The organism is Bacillus sp. OK048, assembly GCF_900103525.1.
Lineage (GTDB): Bacteria > Bacillota > Bacilli > Bacillales > Cytobacillaceae > Neobacillus.
Window position 1 is genome coordinate 287,646 of the sequence record NZ_FNHN01000006.1, and the last position, 21,608, is coordinate 309,253.

The window sequence follows — 21,608 nt, forward strand, 5'->3', positions numbered from 1 at the left end:
GGGGTTAGATGGAACAGATTATAAAAAAGTTGGATTTTCGCAAAATCCTAACAACTGTCCTAGTTGGAATTTGTGGAATTGTATTTTTGTTACCATTTATTTGGATGGCATCATCCTCCTTTAAATTAGAGGGAGATGTATTAAAATACCCAATCGAATGGATTCCCTCTGTATGGAATGCAGTCGAAAATTACAGTGAAGTTTGGTTTGGCGAGAAACCGTTTGCATTATTTTATTGGAACTCCATTAAAATAGCGGTTCTTACGACGATCCTCTCTGTTGCAGTTTCCAGTGTAGCGGCCTATGCCTTTGCAAAGATAAATTTTAAGGGAAGGGATTTCCTTTTTATGGTGGTCCTCGCTACCTATATGGTTCCACCTCAAGCTATAGTCGTACCGCAGTACCTTTTGTATTCAGAGGCAGGGTTAATTGATACACACCAAGGATTAATTTTACTAAATAGTTTTAGTGCATTTGGAACCTTTATGCTAAGGCAGTTTTTTATGGGAATTAATGATGAAATCATAGAATCAGCAAAAATGGATGGTGCAGGCCATTTTAGGAGCTTTTTTAGTATAGCACTTCCATTAGTTCGCCCAGCGATTGCTACTTATGCAATTCTGCGTTTCATTTGGACATGGAATGATTATCAAAATCCACTCATCTTCTTACGGACCGAATCCCTGTATACGATTCAAATCGGTATTCAGCAGTTTGCAGATGCACATGGATCTATCTATTCCTTAATGATGGCAGCTGCCGTTTCTGCAATCGTACCATTGTTAATTGTATTTATCATTGGACAAAAACAAGTGATTGAAGGTCTCTCTATGGGAAGTGTAAAAGGGTAGAGCGGTCGAAAGTATGTGAATTTTTTTACAAAGTAAAATGGCTAGTATAAAAAAGGGGGAGAAAAAATGAAACGTAATTGGTTTATACTGATGATTAGTGTGTTGATGGTCCTTGTGTTAGCAGCATGTGGGAACAAGGAAGATGCAAATAGCAGCAGTAAAGAGAAGAAGAATGAAGATGTAACGTTAAAGTTCTATACATGGATTAATGAAGAGAATGGGAATTGGAAAAAGTCCGTTGAGGCATTTGAAAAAGAACATCCTGGCATTAAGGTCGATGTTAATGTGCTTGTTGAAAACATGAATTCCGCAGATTATTACAAAAAATTGGATTTAATTGCAGCCTCTGGAGACACAATGGATGTCATCATGCTATCGAATTCTAGATTTCTATCTCAAAGGGCATCCGTCGGAATGATCGAGCCATTAAACAAATATATGGATGATGAGAAGTTAAAGATAGAAGAAGAATATGATATGAGTGCATCACCCGCGTCTGCTGAAGGTGAATACTACGGACTGCCAAGTAAATTTAATAAGTACCTGGTTATGCTGAACAAAGATCATTTGGATAAAGCAGGCTTGGAGGTTCCAACAGATTGGACTTGGGATGAGTATAAAGAATACGCTAAAAAATTAACAACGAAAGACCACTTTGGTTCATACCTTCACACTTGGCCGCATCAACATCATACGATGAAATTGTTAAGTCAAACAGAAGGAACACAGCTGTTAAAAGAAGATGGTTCTTCTAATATGGATGATTCCATGGTCAAAGCTTCATTGAAATTACGTTATGAATTAGAAAAAGAAGATAAAACTTCTGTACCATATACGGATATTATTTCGCAAAAGCTTGATTATCGCCAACAGTTTTTCTCTCAACAAGCAAGTATGGTTCCGATTACTAGTTATATGGTTACAGAATGGGGCGGATTTACGCCAGAATTTCCTATCACATGGGCACCATGGCCAAAGAATAGTGAGAGTGATTCATTAAATGCCTTTACTACAGCAGATATTATGTCCATCAGCAAAAAATCAGAGCATAAAGATGCAGCATATGAATTTATTCGCTGGATGACAACAGAAGGGATGCTTGTACAGAATAAATCAATCCCTGCATGGAAACAAATTGATTTGAATGACGTATTGAAAAACCTAGCAGCTAATACCACCAATCCTGATGCAGTTGATATTGAGGCTCTAACCTATGTATTAGGCAATACCATTTCATCCAAACAATTCCTTCCTGCATCCTATTTAACGGAAGCTTATAATGCCTTTAATGTGGAAGCTGAATTGTATTTGTTAGGTGAACAAGATTTAGAAACAACAGCGAAAAAAGCCAAACAAAGCGTGCAAGGTGTCATTGACGCCAATAAAAAATAAATTTGTTTCGTTTATGAACTTTTTATAAAATAGAGAGAGACAGCGATCTCTCTTTATTAACTTTTATAGAGTCATTCCTACTAACTACATTTAAACATCCTTGAGGAGGGATAGGCAACTATGAAATGGATGTCACACATCGTCGGCAGTCTGCCGCTAAGAAGGCGTTTAATCATCGCATCTGTTATTTGTCTACTCCTGCCCTCTATGATGAACTTTTTGCTATCCAATAAGTTAATCAAAAATAGATTGGTTCAGCAAGCGGCGAATCAATCAGAAGATACCCTACAAAGTCTTAATTTAGATATTTCAAAATGCTTTGATGAAATGTTACATTTGACTAATTATATCCAATTTGACAATGACATTAATGCGGTCTTAAAACAAAATTTAAACAGAAACCAGATTACCCCAGAGTTAAAAGCCCTAAACACAATTGAAATAACAAGGAGTTTGCAAGGTGTAACGAATTTTTTAAATCCTTCTTATTTGACGATTCTAACAAATGGCGATTACTCTTACACGAATTATTCTAATTATGGTCATAATCCTGAGCTTTTCTTGCAGGAAGAATGGTATAAAAAATTGAATGATGAAAACGAATATGGAACCTACTGGATAGGCGTTCATCCGACCTATATCCTTTCTGAAAAAAAAGTGAATCCTTATTTAATTTCGATTGCAAGAGTATTAAGACTGTCTGAAACATCAAAGGCAATTACCTTGATTAGTATTAATGAAACACAAATAAGCTCCCTTTTTAAACAAATTGCCTTAGATGAAGGACAGGAATTAATGCTGCTTAATTCTGATGGGGTTATTTTAGCTCATAATAATGCAAGCCAAATACAAAAGAAAATCTCCTTTAAGGAAAAAAATAGAAACGAAAACGATGATGCTAGTATTGTACACTATAAGAATAAAGATTATCTGATGGTCAGCTATCCTTTTTCCTATGCAGATTGGACGCTGGTCAGCATGGTTCCATATGAAAATGCGATTGGAACCATTAATCAGGTGACAGAGAATACTTTGGTTTTGCAGCTAGTTTTTTTCCTTGTTTTTCTTATCATTCTTGTCATACTTGTTAAAAGGCTGACCAAACCTGTTACTCGATTAAGCTCCGTAATGAAGGAAGTTGAAAATGGAAACTTGAAACTTCGTTCAGGAATTAAAGGCGAGGGTGATATTGAGCAATTAGGTTATTCATTGGACAAAATGATGGATCAAATAGAAAACATGATAGAACAAATCAAAGAAGAAGAAAATAGTAAGCGTAAAGCAGAGCTGGAAATGCTCCAGGCGCAAATTAACCCTCATTTTTTATTCAATATTTTAAATTCCCTCCGGTTAAAAATATTGATAGATGGAAATGAAGAAATTGCTAAATTGATTCAGTCACTTTCCTTGCTGTTACGGATGACCATTAATAGAAATAATGAGTTTATCCCATTAGAGAAAGAAATCGAAGTGATTGAACATTATATTAAATTAATGAATTTTAGAGGCAAGTATAATTTTGAAATCAAAAAAGAATGTGAACTCAACACATTCGTGGAAAAAGTCCCTCGATTTTTCCTTCAGCCAATCATTGAGAATTCCATTATTCATGGCTATAAACAAAAGAGTGGAGTTATTCTAATCTCCACATGGATGGAAGATGGATTTTTGCTGATACAGGTTAAGGACAATGGGAAAGGGTTCCTTCCGGAAGATTTGGAGATATTAAAGAGAACACTTTTAACGACAAAGTCAAAGAACAGGTTAAATAAGAATAAATCCTCGTTTACCGGTATCGGCATAACGAATGTCTATCAACGGATGTTACTAATTTATGGTGAGAAATTCCATATGGAAATAGAGAATCAACCAGTAGGCGGAGCCATCATTACCTTTTATATACCAAGGAACCAGGAGGAATCGGAAAATGTATAAAGTGATTCTCGTTGATGATGACTATCATGTTTTAGAATTTCTAGATTCAAAGATTCCGTGGGGAGATTTAGGGTTTACTGTCATGGGTCTCTATCAGGATGGCGAACAGGCGCTTGAATCGATGGGTGAGGAATATCCCGACGTGATCATTACAGATATTGGTATGCCAATCATGAACGGGATAGATTTAGTAAAAAATGCCAAAAATTTGAATTTGAATTTTCATTCTATCATCTTAACCTGCCATGATGATTTTTCTTATGTGCAGCAAGCTCTGAGGTTGAATTCCTTTGATTATATCTTAAAAGAAACGATTGATACGGATAGTTTAAGGGATATATTACTGAAATTAAAGGAAAAACTTGATAAACAAAAAGAAGATAGAATGCTAATAGCGGGTTTGGAAAAAGTTCAAAGAGCGATTAAGAATATCCATGATCAGCCAAAAAATGCAGAAATCCTTCGTGCTCAAGAATATGTGTTAATGAATTTAGATAAAAAAATTACATTAGGAGAGGTCGCAGACCATCTTCATTTGAACCCGAGTTATTTTAGCAGATTATACAAAAAAAGCACCAATGAAAACTTTTTTGATTATGTGAATCGAGCAAAAATGGAGAAAGCCAAAGAATTAATCGAGACTAGCAATGAGCCGATTGAAAATATCGCTTATCGATTAGGCTTTGAAAGCAAAAGTTACTTTTTAAGAACCTTTAAAAAATATTTTGGATTACCTCCAAAATTATATAAATTGTCACAGTAAAAATTCGTGGATTAAAAGTTTGTGAACTAGGTGGGGATATAGTTATGAAAGAAAGAAAGAATGGAACAGGTACGCTCGATCGAATTGATTCCATCCTAGCAGTAAATTCTTCTAAATTAAATTTTAATTCAGAATGGAGATTTCAGCAGGAAGCTGTGGTAGATGCACAACATCCAAAGTTTGATGATTCAGATTGGTCAATCGTCAGCACACCACATACGTTTAATGACGTGGATACCTTCGATAATTTTATGGAAGGTGGTCATAATGGCGAACGAGGGATGTTTACTGGGAAAACCTGGTACAGGAAGTGTTTTAAACTAGATCAAAAAAATGCGGACAAAAAGGTCTTCATCGAATTTGAAGGAGTTCGCCAAGCTGCCGATGTGTACATGAATGGAATTAAATTGGAAGGAAAAAGTGAAAATGGGTTTATTCCATTTGGCTATGATTTAACACCATTTTTACATTTTGGGGAAAGGGAAAATGTGCTTGCCGTCATGGTGGATAACACGTTTCCCTATATCGCCGAGGGGACTGAAGAAGATGTCCTTAGCTGGCACGATTCCCATTGGCATCCCACACATGGCGGGATATACCGAAATGTTTATCTTCATATAAAGGATAAGCTGCACATCACCCTGCCTTTATATAGTTTCTTAAAAACGCAAGGTACGTATGTCTATGCATTTGACATTGAGCGGGAATCTGCCAATGTGGCGGTGGAAGCAGAAGTAATCAATGAGTATTCCACTGCAAAAAAGGTTGAATTTTTGGCGGAAGTGATCGACCGTGACGGCAAAGTCGTCCTTACGTTGAATGATAGCAGGGAGTTCGCATCAAATGAAAAGTTTGTCTTTCGGACAACGGGCCAATTGGTCAATCCACACAGGTGGTCAACTGATTATCCTTATATCTATACGGTCAGAACCTTCATCAAAACGGATGGGAAAGTGGCAGACTCCTATGATACGCCACTTGGAATTCGAACGTTTGAATTTACCAATGATCAAGGATTCTTTCTCAATGGTCAACCGGTGAAATTAACTGGTTGGGGGCAAAGACCCACCAACGAATGGGCAGGTTTAGGAACCGCTTATCCAAACTGGATGCATGGTTTTATTTTTCAATTAATGAAAGAGGCAGGCGGGAACTTTATCAGATGGGGCCATTCTGCCGGTTCACCAGTGGATATCGAGGCCGCAGATAAATTAGGTCTGATTACGCTGCAGCCAGGTGTGGATGGGGAAGGCAGTACGGTTGGCGGTGTGTATAGCGATGTCGCGTATAAAATTCGATCGGAAGCCTTTCGTGATTTGGTGATATATTACCGTAATAGTCCTTCGATTTTACTTTGGGAAGGCGGAAACCAAAGTGTACCCGAGAAAGAAGCCCAAACATTAATAGAAATCGTCGATACTTGGGATCCTATGGGCATGCGCGCATATGCTCACAGACGAAGTAATTTAATTATGGCGAACTATATCGATGTTTCCATTGGTACGGAAGGAAGCTGGGAATTAAAGAAGAAAGGTAAGCCAGTGATTGAGGGTGAATATAACCGGGAAGAAGCAGCCAGACGGGTGTGGGACCGATATACTCCAGGATACGAAGATTACCAAACAGCGTCTGGGTCGGCCTATAATCTGACTTCGGAAGAATTTGCTCGAAATCAAGCCAAGCATTTTGAAAAAATTAGTGATCTGGCCCATTGTGGCGGCGCGAACTGGATATTCTCTGATTCTACTAGTCATGGACGTGTCCATTCGGAAGTATCTCGGGTTAGTGGTCAAGTTGATGGTGTCATGCTGCCAAAAGAAGCTTTTTATGCCGCAAAGGCTATTTATCGAGTGGATCCACAAGTCCATATCATTGGTCATTGGAATTATCCAGAAGGAACTGTTAAGGACATTTACGTCATGTCCAATGCAGAAGAAGTTGAATTATATGTGAACGGAAAATCAAAAGGATTTGGTTTGAGAAGCTCGACCTATTTGTTTACGTTTGAAAATATTTGCTGGGAGCCTGGTAGAATAGAGGCCATTGCGTATAACCGAGATAATGTGATCGTAGCTGAGCATGTCAAGAAAACAGCAGGTGAACCTCAAGCGGTCAAGCTTACAGTGATTACAGGTCCGCAGGGACTAAAGGCAGATGGATCCGATATTGCCTTAATCGATGCGGAAGTGGTGGATGATGAGGGTCAACGCGTTCCAACTTTTGAAGGGCGGATTGATTTTGTACTGGAAGGCGAAGCGATTTGGCGGGGTGGCTATAACAGTGGCAAAGAAGCCTCAACCAATAACACTTACTTAGACATTGAAGCCGGTATCAATCGGGTAGCTGTTCGTTCCACACTTACTCCAGGAAAGATCAAGGTTTCAGGATTCATAGAGGGACTTACATCTGATACGGTTATCGTCGAATCCATTTTGGTACCGTGTGATGCTGGGATTTCCACTGAACTTCCTACCTTACCAGAATATGAGCTAGGGACAGAGCCGGCAATTGGAGATGGACCTGTAGAACTCTTAGTGGCAGATGAAATCGAACCTGAAGGCTCATTGCTGATTTCTGATTTTTCCTATTCAGGCGTATATGAACCGGGTGGCATAAAAGTAAACGCACAGAACGGTGATCAAATTTACTTTGATCGAGGAAATGAGTTCCAATCGCTGCCAGAGAGTTTACTAGGCAGTGATTATATTCAAGTAGCAAACACTGAAAGTAACTATAAAGCGTTAGACCTTATCCACTTTACCGTAACTCAGAGGGCGAAAGTATCGGTTGCACACGACGACCGCATCATTCGGCCAGATTGGTTAACAGAGGAATATGCAGAAACACCTGAAAAAATCCTAGTAGATGGCGTGACACACACCGTGTTTGAAAAAACAGTCGAAGCCGGCACCACCTTAACCCTTGGTGGAAACCAGGATCATACTAATGAAAACAACTGTAACACGTACATTGTCTTTGTAAAAGCAGTTTGGTAACACTGATTCCGGCGAAACGGGACACGGTGACAGGCGCTGCTCGTGGATAGCCATTGAAAAGGAAAAGAGAGCGAAGGAATACGCTCTCTTTTTGATGTATGCGTATATAACTATCTTTTTTTTCCTGCTAACGATAGTAACCCCTGGATGATCAAGACAAAGGAGAATAAAAGGATGGCTAGGATACCAATAAGAACAACTAACGGACTAAGCGGTGTGAAAAATCCTGTTAACGGTACCTTTAATAAGGCAAAACCAGCGATGATACAGGATAAATATAAAAAAGGACTGCGATCTAACACACTCATCGTCTGCTCACTCCTTTCTGGGATTACTTCAGTCTATTCCTGAAATGAGTGAGTTATTTATTATAAGGATAAATCAGGGCAAAGTAACTAGTTTCTGGAAGGATATCCCTGTAGGGTGGGTTTGAAGATGTATTGAAGACAAATCTCAGATGAATGAGCGTGGGATTTGTCCTTCATCGGTGTTATGAAGGACAAAACCAAAGCGAATCTATGAAGAAATGTCCTTCATCGGTGTTATGAAGGACAAAACCAAAGCGAATCTATGAAGAAATGTCCTTCATCGGTGTTATGAAGGACAAAACCAAAGCGAATCTATGAAGAAATGTCCTTCATCATCCTATCCGCCCCATTACTTTAAAAAATACCTTTTTCTCGGCTTTACTGGATAGAATACGATGGATGGACACGTCATCCGTATGTCTGGAAAACCTGGAAGGGTCATGACCGCTTCCGGGTCTGAAAATTTGTTTAGGTCGACAATCGATAGCGCGCCTGTTGAGCATGCTTCCACACATGCAGGCGGCAGTCCGGCATCCTGACGCGGATAGCACATCTGGCATTTACTTACTTTTTGTGTTTCTGGATTAAACTGTGGAGCATGGTAGGGGCATGCAGAAACACATAATTGACAGCCATTGCAGCGGCTTTCATCGATTTCGACAATTCCATCCTGTCTTTTTGTAAATGCACTCTCCGGACATACTCTAAAGCATTCTGGGGTATCACAGTGGTTGCATGATACAGATAGAAAAAAATCAGATGCAATTTTACTAACCTTTCGCCATCTTATATGGGAAGGAGTTTGGTTTTCATTTTTACAGGCAATCTCGCATGCTTTGCAGCCAATACAATCATCGGCATTAAAGGAATATGCCAGCTGTTTAACCATTTGTCTCCCTCCATTTTTAAAATAAAAGTATAAGTCTTTGAACTTAGTTTACTGTCCAGCGCAAGCGGCCCTAACGGCTAGTGTCCTTCGCTCTCCGCCCTACGATAAGTCAACATCGAATGCGCCAAACCTGCTCCTGCGCCAAAGCATATTCAAAGTAGCGGCTGTTCAGCTCGTCGCAAAGCTGCAAAGAAGTAATTCAAGTAGCGGCTTGGCTCTTCGTGTTTCCTTTATCTCGGTTGGAGCGCTCCACAAGGAACGCTTCGGCAGCATAGGTTTCGCACGAAGGAAAAGCGTTAGCTTTTACGAGGAGGACATACGCCGCTGATCAGGGTGCTTCCGCTTTTTTGATTTTTACCATGCTGTCATAGAAATACGTACTGCCAATCTGGTCATTTGGTTGTGAAATTAATTGATTGATAGGATGATCACCAGCTTGATGAGCAAGGATGATCGTTTTGGGCAAATGCGGATTAATTTTGGAAACACCTACGATTTTTCCCTGGTCATTATATACCTCAATTTTTTCCCGTTCTTTAATCCCATTCACTCGGGCAGCTTCAATGGATAGTTCGATGCAGGATTCATCCTGCGGGCTATTAAGCCAATTTAACGATTCATACTGTGAATGTATTTTTAATAAAGATTGCGGAGTGATCAATTTATATTCATTTGCTTTATCGAATCCAGCCTGGTCATGTGCCCTTTGATTAGCAGGTGAAAATAAGCGGAATTTGTTTCTGTCTTCACTCATTACCTTTGTGATATCTTTTTTAAATGGCCGCTCCATGAGTTCTTCAAAACTTGAAAATGAATATAGCTCCATAATCTCCGGAGTCAGTTCTTCTTTAATCCAATCAATCGGTTCTTTGGAAGCTGGGAAATTTGAAAAGCCCGGTGACAGTTCGTTTAATTTTGTCGTTAACTCTCTGGCGATTTGAAGGTCACTTTTAGCTTCATAATAAGGCGGAATCGCCTTTTGATTGAACGATAACCAATAATGCCAATAGCCTACATTTAAGTCTTCTTCTTCAAAGTGCGTGGCAGCAGGCAGGACAATGTCTGATCTTTCTGCTGTCTTTGTCATGTACAGATCAACGGTAACAATTAATTCTATTTGCTGAAACAATTCATCCCAAGCGTTAAAATTTTGATCCTGGGTAATGTTTCTTGATGCAATCCATAGCAGCTTAAGAGGTGGGTCAGAAAGCAGCAGGGCATTTGCTGCATAATCACTAATATCCACTTCCCGTGAGGCTGGGATTGACGGGTGCTCTGGCCCTTTATGATTGAGGAGTGCACATGGAAAATCCTCGACATCAAAATGCATATAGTAAAGTCCGCCATTTGGAATAAAAAGGTTCCCAGTGACTGCTGCGAGACTGTTGATGGCGCTAATGCTCTCACTTCCGCGTTTATTCCTCTGTACACCTAGCCCAGCCCAGGTAGCAATCGGTTTAGTCGTTCCGTATAACTCGCTAAGTTCCCTGAGTGCCTCGATGGAAACACCTGTCTGTCTACAGACCTCCTGAATCGATAAATGGTTTTCAAGATATTGTTTATACTCAAGCCAGCCTTCTGTTTGTTTTTCAAGGAACTGAATACAGTGTTGCTTTCTATTGATAACAAGTTTGGCAATGCCATGAGCAAGTAACTGATCTGTACCAGGATGAATTTGAATATAAAGATCGGCCTTTTGCGCCGTTTGCGAAAAAACAGGGTCAATGACGACGAGCTTTGCCCCTTGTTTACGAGCCTCATAGATAAATTTCATCTGGTGCACATTCGTTATCGCTGGGTTTGCCCCCCAAAGAACAATCAGTTTTGCTCCTGCCATATCCTCAGGAATAGAGCTGTAATTCTCCCCGAAGGATCGATTCATGGCAAGCCTTCCTGTTAGTGCACAAGGATTGCCAATGGGCATGGTATGTGGTCCCATGCTGTTAAACATTCCTTCTGTCGCATAATGAAGCAAACCGAGATTACCGGAATATTTATTGTAGCCACTTGCTAAATTAGAGCCATAGCGCTGATTCAGTTCAACCATTTTTGAAGCGATGATGGTGTAAGCCTCATCCCATGAAATCCGTTTCCAATTTCCAGAGCCTCTAGGGCTTTGAAGCATCGGATATTTAAGCCGGTTTGGACTATATACGTATTCTGTATAGGCATAACCCTTCGCGCAAAGCCGCCCCTTCGAATATCCATGATCAGGATCCCCGGTCACCTTGATCAGCTTCCCATTCTTAACATGTGAGAGGATGCCGCAGGTTCCATAGCAATTCCGTGGACAAGTATTACGATAGATAGCTTCTTTCAAGCTAACCCGCCTCCCGTTTACATTTTTCTTAGCTGCTTGATTTTTAATGCGGCGGTTATATTTAGTTTGATGTTCAAATCATCCAACTTTACATTGAGTATTTCTTCGATTTTTTTCAAACGGTATCGTAAAGTATTTCTATGGAGGAACAGGGCTTTTGAAGTCGCTGTCATATCGAATTGATTGGCGGCCAATCCTTCAAGTGTTTCCATTAATTGCGCGTTATTCGTTTCGTCATAAAGCAGCAATTCCCCTAATGTCGCTTCGTAAAATTCTTTTAAATCTTGCAGGTCATGCTTATATAAGATTCTTTCCAAGCCTAAATCTGAAAAAAATGGAATCATCATCCCCATTAATTCCCCAAGCTCTAAAGCAACTTTAGCCTCCTGAAAGCTTCGAAATAAGTCGACAGGACTTGTGTACGTTTTTCCAATACCACAGGAAAGAGCCTGATCGGGATGGAGTGATTTCATCTGGTTGATGATCGAAGTGGAAAAACCTTCAATCGCAGCTCGATGGTTCTTTTGCTGATCATCCTCTAAAGGAAAAATCACAATCACTTGGCTTTTTCTTTTTAAAGTAATGGGCTTTATTCTTCCATCGATTAAGGTTCGCTCCACGATATAGAGTAGATGGTTGATCATTTGTTTGCCCGTCAAAATAGGATTAAAGTCGGTTAATGAAAAAACTAACACCGTATGTGGAAGGTGAAAATCCCAATTCCACACACTCCCATATTCATAAATATCCTCTGGTTGTTTGAGATTTCCATAGAGTAAGTCGAATAAGAATGGTTCCTTGAACTTCATTTTCTCTTGTCGCTTTTCTAGTTTTCTATGAAGCTGAATACTAGCAAGTGATGCGGCAAATTCAAGTATGGATGAATAGGTTTCAGGTTTTTCCTTTTTACTTGGCAAAATAAATAAATAACCAAGCGTACTATTTCCCTGTGTAATCGGGGAAACAAGACCATATTCATCGGACATTGTTGTTGTAATTTGGCAACTAAAGGCTGTTACGCTTTCAATCAAATCCAATGGTTGAATAGCCAAAATGGTAGTAAGTACAGGAACCCCTGGAGGATAGGACGATGAAAGGATTTGATAGTAGGAATCGGTGATCAGAACAGGGAGAGAGAGAAGGCTGCACAGTTTGTTTGCTAGTTGTGCGGTGTCTTCTGTTGTAGTAGAAAGCAATTGATGTACAAAGTTTGGGACAATCATCGATTCATTCATAGTCCCCATCCTTTCTATCATACTCATGATTGTTACCTTAATGGTATCTCATTTACGAAGGAAGAACAATGAATGTCACAGGATCGTAAAATCCTCATGTCCGCGACGCACAAAAAAAGACAGGATTTTTCGTTCACCGGGGACATATCAATCAATTCATTATCCTTTTATACTAAAAGTAGTAAGTGAAATGATTCACAAGGAGCGAAAAGAAAGGTGGATAAGATGAAGACTCTCATGAATGAAAAAGAGAAGATAGTGAACAATCCATCATTATATAACTATACAACGATCTACCAAAATATTGAACAAGCCACCATCAATCAAATTGAAACATTCGGTCTGCCTTTTGAGGATCGGAAAAATGAAAAGGATTTAGAACTGCAAATTCAAAATCTTAAAGCTGATGGAGCTACGTTTAGAAATAATGGAAAAAGTGTTTTATCGAATCAAAAAATTTCGAGTGCTTGTGAAGCATGTCAAAAAGGCAGTGGCAGCTATACCAGTTTTGTTTCATTAAAATGCCACCGGGATTGCTATTTCTGTTTTAACAAAAATCAGGATAACTACCAATTTTATTTGCAGAACCAAAAAAATGTGAATCAGGAGCTGCAATCTTTGTTTGACCAAAACATCGGGCTTACACATCTTGCCTTAACTGGCGGGGAGCCATTGTTACATCCAGATGAAACAATGGCATTTTTCCAGACAGCAAAGAAATTGTTTCCTAGAGCCCACACGAGGTTGTATACAGCAGGGGACCTATTAACAGAAAAGGTTCTTCAAGGTTTAAGTGACGCCGGTTTGAAGGAGATTCGCTTCAGTATTAAGTTAGAAGATTCCCAGCAAAAAAGGAACCATATCCTTGGAAAAATTTCGTTAGCGAAAAACTATATTCCGAATGTACTAGTGGAAATGCCAGTGATTCCAGGAACAGGCGATGAAATGAAGAAGCTGCTCCTTGATTTAGAAGACCTTGAAATCTTTGGGATTAACTTACTAGAATTTTGCTTCCCGCTTGAAAATGCCGAAGCCTTCCGCGAAAAAGGCTTTAAACTAAAAAATCCCCCTTATGATGTCTACTACAACTTTTGGTATGCGGGGGGACTGGCAGTGGCTGAAAGTGAGAAGCTTTGTCTTGAATTGGTTCAATATGCGCTGGAGAAGAAGTTAAAACTAGGTGTCCATTATTGCTCACTAGAAAATAAATTTACTGGGCAAATCTATCAACAAAACCATGATCAAATCATGGACGAAACCTATCATTTTTCTACTGTTGATTATTACTTCAAAACAGCGAAGGTATTCGGACGTGATCAGCGAAAAGTTGTAAAGGTTTTGGAACGTAAAGGAGTTCCGTATCGTTCGAATGCGGATTATGATTACGTCCAGTTTCCCATTAAGGCGATACCGCAATTAAAAGAGAAGGATGTAAAGATTCTTATTTCTTCAAATGTTGTGGAAGTGGATCGTGGTCAGCAAACCATTCGCGAAGTCCATCTTGATTGGACAAAACCAACAGAATTTATCCTTGAAAGTATGTAACAAGAAGGGGTGTGCACAGATGGAAACAACAAAACCAGCAATAACCATCGAAGATGTAGTGGATATTTTTTATGCAAGGGAATTTGCTTATGACATTTTAAGGAGATTCTTTATTGAAGAGCCGCCGCGGGAGTATGTAAAGCTGTTTATTCAAAACAACATGATCGATTTATTTCCTTTTAAAGAGGAGTCAGACGGGATTCGAGCTAGTGTTAATAAAATTAAAGACTATTTAGCCGTTTTTAATCCAGGAATGATTGAAAAACATTATGAAGATTTACATTGGGATTACACGAAAATGTTTATTGGTCCATTTGAAGTACAGGCATCCCCGTGGGAATCTGTCTATGTCCGGAAAGACAAATTACTATTTCAACAGACAACGATGGATGTGAGGAAGCTTTACAACAAATACGGCTTTCGAGCTGGTGATTATAATATCGAAGCCGATGATCATATCGGACTGGAACTAGATTTTCTTTATCACTTAAATCGATTAGGCATTGAGTCAGCAGAGTCAAAGTCAGAAACAGCCATTCAGGAGATTGTTTATTTACTAAAGGAACAAAAGCAGTTTATCAACGAGCATTTAGGGAAATTTGTTCCGGAGCTGGCAAATCTGGTTCAGGAGCATGCAGAAACTGACTTTTACCGAGGGTTGGCAACACTCTTGCAACACTATTTAACTATTGATTCAAAGGTTCTAACAGAACTATTGAATATAGAATTGATCCAAAAGTAAGGACGAGGAGGTTCAAAAATGTTGGATCTAGTGCAAAAAATCAAAGACTTTAAAATGACAAGAAGATCATTTATCGGGTGGACGAGTGCAGCGGCAGCTACTGCTGTGATTCCGGTTTCTAGAGGTTTGGTGGTAAAAGCGGAAACAGGTACTGGGACAGACGATAAAAATGGCGAGGGAATATGGAAGGCTGCAGCATGCTGGCACAATTGTGGCGGCCGTTGCGTGAACAAAGTTCTTGTTCAAGATGGCGTGGTGATCCGCCAAAAAACGGATGACACGCATCCTGACAGCCCTGATTTCCCACAACAAAGAGGATGCCTGCGTGGACGTTCTCAGCGCCATCAAGTATTTGGTCCCGACCGTTTAAAATACCCGATGAAGAGAAAAAACTGGGCAGTTGGCGGAGGTAAAAAAGAGCTTCGTGGTAAGGACCAGTGGGTTAGAATCTCTTGGGATGAAGCACTTGATATTGTATCAAGCGAGATTACGAGAATCTCAAAAAAATATGGTAATGAAGCTCTTTGGGCAACCGGTGCAGGTCAAATTACCAAGGTATTATCCTTAAATGGAGGCTGTACAACAGACTATGGAACCACCTCTTGGGGGGCTTGGTACTGGGCGCCAACGATGATGGGTGTAGCAGAGGGCTGGACCGATCTTGGTATCAACGACCGTATCGATCTTAGAAATTCACAATTAATCGTTCTATGGGGAGAAAATCCAGCATGGAGCAGCCCTGGTAGTCCTACTTACAACTTTATGCAGGCAAAAAAGGCTGGGGCAAGGTTTATCTCCATTGATCCATCCTATACAGAATCAGCAAGAACTTTCCAAGCGGATTGGGTTCCTGTTCGACCTGGAACCGACCATGCATTGGCGCTAGGTATTATGAATGCTTTATTGGATGAGGATGACCAGCTTACGAATCCACTTATTGATTGGGAATTCTTGCATCGTTATACAGTGGGATTTGATGCTGAACATATGCCAGAAGGAGCAGATCAAAAGGAAAACTTTAAGGATTATCTGCTTGGAACCTATGACAATCAGCCGAAAACACCTGAATGGGCAGCAGAAATTTGTGGTGTAGAACCAACGAGAATTCGTGAATTGGCCCGCCAAATTGGCTCAACAAACAGAGTGGCGTTGTTAACTGGCTGGGGACCGGCACGGATTAATGATGGCGAAGGCTGGGTTCAAGCCTTTTCGACACTTGGTATGATGACAGGACATATGGGCCGTTCAGGAAGTATGACAGGTGTTAGCTGCCATCGGGCTGCCGGTAATGGCGGACCATGGTTAGTGAAAGCAGGAACTGATGGCTATCTATCTGTTAAGAATCCTGTGACCAATTTGTTGAATCATAATGAAATCTTCACAGCTGTTTTAGATGGTAAGTTTCATCAAAAGGGTGAAGGGGAGCGCAAGGCTAATATTCAATTAATCTATCACCAATTTAACGCTACGCTTCAGACCCGCGGTGCGATGAAAATGGGAATTGAAGCACATAAAAAGGTTGAATTTGTCGTTTCTCATGCGTATGTCTTAACCACCAATGCAAAATATTCGGATGTGGTTCTGCCTGTAACGACAGAGTGGGAAACAGAAGGCGGAATGCTCCAGGGCAATCGTGAAATGTATATTGTCTATTCCAACATTACCGCTCCGTTATACGAAGCGAAGAGCGATGTGCAAATAGCAAAAGAATTGGCAGCAAAACTCGGCTTAGATTCTAAGCTGCTTTATCCTATTAGTGAAAAACAAGCATTCTTTAATAAACTAGCAACAAGTAAGGTGATTGCAGAGAATGGAGTCGATTATGAGCCATTAGTGACGATTACCGCACAAGACATTAAAGAGTGGGGCGTGGTTGGTACACCGCAGCAAGGAAGAATCGGGTTAAAAGAGTTAATCGATCAAGGTGTCTATCAGGTCCAACGCAAACCTGGTGACAATTTCGGCTTTATTGCTTATAAAGACTTTATTGAAAACCCTGAAGGCAAACCATTGAAAACACCAAGTGGGAAATTTGAAATCCATTGTAAAACGATTCATGAAGAGTCCAAGGGCGGCTGGACCGAAATCGCCCCGATTCCAAAATATGTACCAAAAACAAAGGGATTTGAAGATACTTTTGAAGATTGGGAGTCCAAAAAGAAAGGAAAATATCCTTTCCAAGTCTATAACCCACACTATCTAAGACGTTCTCATAGTACCTTTGATAATGTCCAACAGCTGCGAGAAGCATGGCCAAATCCAGTGTTTATCAATAAAAGTGATGGTAAGCGTCTGGGAATTAAAGAGGGAGATACCGTGCTTCTATTCAATGAATACGGTAAAACCTTACGTCCTGCTCACTTGACCGAAACAATGACACCAGGGGTTGTTGCACTGCCGCATGGCGCTTGGGTGGAATTGGATGAAAAAGAAGAAATCGATAAAGCAGGAGCAGATAATATGTTAACAGGACCCATTGCGACCGGTCTTGGAACATCTGGATGGAATACAGCCGTTTGTAACATCAAAAAATGGGATGGCGAACCTCTGAAGGAAGATGTTAAGTGGGATCAGCGCATCATTAAATTTTAAAAAGAAGGAGGTTTGACCCATGGTGCAAATGGGATTTTATATAAACGTTGCAGAATGTATCGGTTGTAAAACATGTACCGTTTCCTGTAAGGATAAAAACTCTTTAGAAGTGGGAAGAAACTACCGTAGAGTCTATGATTTTGAAGAAGGTAGTTTTCCAAAGCCGACGCTTTATCATCTTTCGATTTCGTGCAATCACTGTGACGAACCAGCATGCGTCCAAGGATGTCCAACGGGTGGGATGTTTAAGCGAGAAAGTGATGGAGTGGTCCTTGTAGATCATACGAAATGTATTGGCTGCAAGTATTGTGAGTGGAACTGTCCATACGGGGCACCACAATATAATGAAGAACTCGGCAAAATGACAAAGTGTGATACGTGCTACGACTTAAGGGAGAACGGTGAAGACCCTGTTTGTGTATCTTCATGTGTCATGCGTGCCATTGAGTTCGGACCGATTGATGAATTGCGTGCCAAACATGGTGCCAATGCGGATATCAGAGGTTTACCGAGCTCATCCATCACAAAACCAAATTTGGTTATTGGTGGAGCAAACAACATCTAATAAGGAGGGATTCCAATGCATGAATGGCCATTATTACTATTTACCGTAACGATTCCTGCTGCAGTGGGAAGTGTGCTCTTTCTATGGTTGATCCATGGGAAAATCACAAAATCTGGCGGAAATAGTGTAAATATGATGAAATTACCGCTGCTAGTCACTGTGGTGGTATCGTTTATTGGGTTAATTGCTTCATTTTTTCACCTTGGCAGTCCGGAAAATGCCTTTAATGTCTTACGAGGATTTGGACGATCATGGATGAGTAACGAAATTGTTTTTACCGGTGCCTTTATTGCGCTTGTCTGTTTAACAACTGGTTTGCTGTTCGTTCAAAAGAAAGTCCATCCTATTCTTTTGCTTATCACAGGCCTTATTGGATTGGTTGATATCTATTGCATGGCTTCCGCGTATGCTGTCACCCGAGTTAATGGGTGGGATCATTTGAATACCTATGTTGTCTTCTATGGTACTGCTTTTTCACTCGGACCGGTTCTTGGGGCAAGCTTGATGCTTCGGACAATCAAAGCAGATCAAATGAAGAAGGTCGTCAAATGGGCATTTCTCATCGGTATATTCGGCGTGGCTATACAGGTAATCGGTGCAGCGATGTTTGCTGGCTATACACCTGAAATTCAACTGATCACGGGTGAAAGTGCTGCTGCCAAGCTAGAATCATATTCTGGGATGATTGGTTTCCGATGGGCAATTGAAATGCTCGGTCTTGGAGTAATGGGCTATCTTTCATTATCTTCAAAACCAAAAGTCAGCTACTCCCTTGTCTACGCTGCGTTGCTTGTATTTGTGGCGGCAGAAGGTATGAGCAGATATGTATTTTATGTTTTAGGTGCTTAATAACGGTTGAGGTAATTCAATCGCATAATCAAAACCGCCTTCTCGTGATGAGAAGGCGGTTTTTTAATTAACATCATCCCGCAGGACTTTGAATTTACTCCCTCGAATAATCACCGCACGAAGAAAATGCGTAGCATTTTCGAGGAGTCGAGCGCTTTTCGCTCCACCCAACAAGTTTAAAATCAAAAGTCTACATTAACACAGCCTATTTTATAAAAGTATCGGACATCCACTGATAAAATTTTTCCTTCTCTTCAAATTGTGGATAATGGGCAGATTGCTCAAAAGCAATAAATTCCTTTCTATCGGCCTCAATCCTATCAAAATATTTTTTTGCTGCATTAGATGAAGTCATATAGTCGTATTTACCCATGATAAAATAGAATGGTAATTCAAGCTCTGTTACTTTAGAAGGTAATGGATTTTCTAAAAGATCCTTTAACAACATCTTTTGAGAATAGCCCATCCCAACGTTATAACGAATTACATCTAATAAGTTATACTCACTGCTGAATAAAACACTTATGTTATCATCACCAAGATCATCAATCAATCTAGAACTCCCGCCATATTTACTAACATAATTTCGTGGGACAACTGTTTCGCCATTTTTTATTTTCTCCGTTAATCCTTGCAGATATAAAACATCATTCTTATTTCCTGCCTTTTGAGCCTGTTCAATCGTGTAGCTCAAACTATCAAACTCACTTTCTCTTATATCGCTCATCTGCCCAATGCCAACATATGCCTCATATTTTTCAGGAGCTTTATAGGCAGCTTGGGTTGCAATATAAGTACCAAATGAATGACCCATCAATATAACCTTTTCTTGCCCAAATCGCTCTGATATATTATCCGTTATAGCCAATAGGTCTTCTACCAATAAATCTGTTGAAAGATTAGAATAGTCCTCAAAAAAATGATAGGATTTACCGCTTGCTCTTTGATCGTAATGAACAACCGTAAAATTGGTTTCCAATAAGTCTTGGTATTGATCGGCATACGGCATTTCCGGAGTTCCAGGTCCCCCATGTACAACAATAATAACTGGATTATCCTTATCATTGCCGCGTATCATAATTTCGTGATTACTTCCATTTATCTCTACTTGTTCCAATACACTAATACTGTTCTTTCCTTTTATGTGCTGAGTCCAAGTGGGAGAAAAGAGTGCTATTATTAGTACTATTATGATACCTACTCCGATGAATTTAATTGTTTTTTTTATACTCTTCATATAACACCCTTCTGCTTAATGTATTTATTTGTCTTACTTATCTTTTCTTCAGTAAGTTCTGGGTGAACTTTTCGGATGACAGATGGTCTTAACATAGCAAGGACTACACCCACACATAATCCAGATGACAAGAGCAGAACCCATTCAGCTGGGAAGACATCGTATAGAAATCCATAAAGCACCATTCCTAATGGAGATAAAGCCATGGCAACTGTTTCAATGAGGGAAAAAACGCGCCCCTTAAATTCGTCAGCAATTTGTTTTTGCATCATCACTTGTGTTGGTGTATTGACGAAAACAATACATGCTCCTAGGCCAAGTTCAAGTAGTATATAGTAGCCAAACATGATGTTATAAGACATGGTGAATAGTAAAGGTAAAGTGGTACCTCCCATGATCGCTGCCATAAGGATTATTCCCCTTTTTGATACGAGCAACGGAAATTTGATCTCTTTCCGGACTGATAGGTAAATCGATAACAGCAGCATGCCAATGGCAAAGGCGCCCTCTGTAAAACCAAAATGCTGGGAAACCATTTTCAATTTTTCAATCAGAATGAAGGAATAACCAACCTGATAGGCACTGAAAAGGAAATTAACTAATAATGCTATCCAGATAATCGTCATCAACATTGGCTGTAATTTTAAATAGGATACACCCGCTTTCATTCCCTGCCACATAGATTCTTTCGCCGATTCAACAGTTTCCGCTTTTTGGGCGGCAAACAAAGTGAAATTCATCGTTGCATCGAGAACAATGGCGACGGCGGATGCAGCCATATAGAATATAAGGAATAATGGCATAGAGATCACTCCGTACAATAAACCTCCTACAGCCGGAGAAGCTATTGCCGCAAAGGAAATCGACATTTGGTTTAACGACATGGCTTTTTGAATTCTTGCTTCGTCCACAAGACCTGTAATAGAGGAAGTGAACGCTACGCTCGAAAACATCGATGTAAGGGACAAAATACAGGAAGTGATATAAATAGCAGTTAAGGATAATCCAGAGGTGACACTGACGGCTAGTAATCCACCAATGGCCAAGGTGGTGGCTATTTGTGAGATAATGACAATCCTCTTCCGTGGATATTTATCGATGATATAGCCTGCAAATGGTGCTGCGATGGTGCGTGGTAATACATTGCAAATCAAGTTCAAAGCAAAACTTTTTGCAGATCCTGTTGCTTGCAAAATATAAAAGCTAATGGCAAAGGAATAGACCTGTGAACCAAAGGACGCAATCAGTTTGCTTATGGTAAATGTCCAAAGGTGATAGGTGGCTTTTTTCAACATGTTACTATTATCCATTAAATTTCCTCATTCCTTTAGGATATTTTTAAAAGTTTAATTTAATTAAACAAATCATAACATGAAGTTTTTACCAAAT

At 39.9% G+C, this 21,608-nt stretch carries 16 protein-coding genes; 10 read left to right on the forward strand and 6 right to left on the reverse strand.

From position 1 onward, the window contains the following. Positions 1–8: 8 nt before the first annotated feature. The 5 genes from BLR86_RS13450 to BLR86_RS13470 all read left to right on the forward strand — a co-directional run bounded on the left by BLR86_RS13450 (position 9) and on the right by BLR86_RS13470 (position 7,937). Positions 9–851 carry a carbohydrate ABC transporter permease gene (locus BLR86_RS13450; protein WP_175492888.1) on the forward strand — a complete coding sequence of 281 codons (843 nt, stop codon included), beginning with the start codon at positions 9–11 and terminating at the stop codon, positions 849–851. A gap of 66 nt (positions 852–917) precedes the next feature. Continuing rightward, positions 918–2,243 (forward strand): ABC transporter substrate-binding protein, encoded by a 1,326-nt coding sequence (locus tag BLR86_RS13455; RefSeq protein WP_090762223.1) that lies wholly within the window; start codon positions 918–920, stop codon positions 2,241–2,243. 120 nt (positions 2,244–2,363) lie between these two features. Next, the gene (locus BLR86_RS13460; RefSeq protein ID WP_090762225.1) at positions 2,364–4,178 is read left to right on the forward strand and encodes a cache domain-containing sensor histidine kinase; all 1,815 of its coding nucleotides are present in this window, start codon (positions 2,364–2,366) and stop codon (positions 4,176–4,178) included. Then, complete coding sequence (locus tag BLR86_RS13465) at positions 4,171–4,941, forward strand: response regulator transcription factor (RefSeq protein WP_090762227.1); 771 nt, start codon at positions 4,171–4,173, stop codon at positions 4,939–4,941. Before BLR86_RS13460 ends, BLR86_RS13465 begins: the two co-directional genes overlap by 8 nt. 44 nt (positions 4,942–4,985) lie before the next feature. Next, entirely contained in the window at positions 4,986–7,937 is a 2,952-nt protein-coding gene (locus BLR86_RS13470; RefSeq protein ID WP_090762229.1) for a glycoside hydrolase family 2 protein, read from the forward strand. Between the two features lie 110 nt (positions 7,938–8,047). Here BLR86_RS13470 and BLR86_RS13475 read toward each other — a convergent pair whose 3' ends face one another. The 4 genes from BLR86_RS13475 to BLR86_RS13490 all read right to left on the reverse strand — a co-directional run bounded on the left by BLR86_RS13475 (position 8,048) and on the right by BLR86_RS13490 (position 12,689). Then, positions 8,048–8,245: a hypothetical protein gene (locus BLR86_RS13475; protein ID WP_090762230.1), complete on the reverse strand. Its 198-nt coding sequence runs from the start codon at positions 8,243–8,245 to the stop codon at positions 8,048–8,050. 349 nt (positions 8,246–8,594) lie between these two features. Next, positions 8,595–9,134 (reverse strand): 4Fe-4S dicluster domain-containing protein, encoded by a 540-nt coding sequence (locus BLR86_RS13480; RefSeq protein WP_090762232.1) that lies wholly within the window; start codon positions 9,132–9,134, stop codon positions 8,595–8,597. A 328-nt stretch (positions 9,135–9,462) separates the two neighbouring features. Beyond that, positions 9,463–11,454, reverse strand: a complete 1,992-nt coding sequence (locus BLR86_RS13485) for a molybdopterin-dependent oxidoreductase (RefSeq protein ID WP_090762234.1) — start codon at positions 11,452–11,454, stop codon at positions 9,463–9,465. A gap of 17 nt (positions 11,455–11,471) precedes the next feature. After that, positions 11,472–12,689 (reverse strand): PucR family transcriptional regulator, encoded by a 1,218-nt coding sequence (locus BLR86_RS13490; RefSeq protein ID WP_175492889.1) that lies wholly within the window; start codon positions 12,687–12,689, stop codon positions 11,472–11,474. A 225-nt stretch (positions 12,690–12,914) separates the two neighbouring features. Between BLR86_RS13490 and BLR86_RS13495 the strand changes: the two genes are divergently transcribed. From BLR86_RS13495 to BLR86_RS13515, 5 genes are read left to right on the forward strand one after another with little or no spacing between them, the layout of a single operon-like run. After that, on the forward strand, positions 12,915–14,234 hold the full coding sequence (locus tag BLR86_RS13495; protein WP_090762238.1) for a radical SAM protein: 1,320 nt from the start codon (positions 12,915–12,917) through the stop codon (positions 14,232–14,234). A gap of 19 nt (positions 14,235–14,253) precedes the next feature. Then, positions 14,254–14,976 (forward strand): TorD/DmsD family molecular chaperone, encoded by a 723-nt coding sequence (locus tag BLR86_RS13500; protein ID WP_090762240.1) that lies wholly within the window; start codon positions 14,254–14,256, stop codon positions 14,974–14,976. Positions 14,977–14,994: 18 nt separating this feature from the next. Further along, positions 14,995–17,568: a molybdopterin-dependent oxidoreductase gene (locus BLR86_RS13505; protein ID WP_090762242.1), complete on the forward strand. Its 2,574-nt coding sequence runs from the start codon at positions 14,995–14,997 to the stop codon at positions 17,566–17,568. 19 nt (positions 17,569–17,587) lie between these two features. Beyond that, on the forward strand, positions 17,588–18,133 hold the full coding sequence (locus tag BLR86_RS13510; protein WP_090762244.1) for a DMSO/selenate family reductase complex B subunit: 546 nt from the start codon (positions 17,588–17,590) through the stop codon (positions 18,131–18,133). A 15-nt stretch (positions 18,134–18,148) separates the two neighbouring features. Continuing rightward, the gene (locus tag BLR86_RS13515; RefSeq protein ID WP_090762246.1) at positions 18,149–18,982 is read left to right on the forward strand and encodes a dimethyl sulfoxide reductase anchor subunit family protein; all 834 of its coding nucleotides are present in this window, start codon (positions 18,149–18,151) and stop codon (positions 18,980–18,982) included. A 205-nt stretch (positions 18,983–19,187) separates the two neighbouring features. On the opposite strand, the gene BLR86_RS13520 is transcribed toward BLR86_RS13515, so the two are convergent. After that, positions 19,188–20,219 (reverse strand): alpha/beta hydrolase, encoded by a 1,032-nt coding sequence (locus tag BLR86_RS13520; protein WP_090762248.1) that lies wholly within the window; start codon positions 20,217–20,219, stop codon positions 19,188–19,190. Continuing rightward, positions 20,216–21,529, reverse strand: coding sequence for an MFS transporter (locus tag BLR86_RS13525; RefSeq protein WP_090762250.1), 1,314 nt, complete (start codon positions 21,527–21,529; stop codon positions 20,216–20,218). The genes BLR86_RS13520 and BLR86_RS13525 overlap by 4 nt, the downstream gene beginning before the upstream one ends. Positions 21,530–21,608 lie beyond the last annotated feature (79 nt).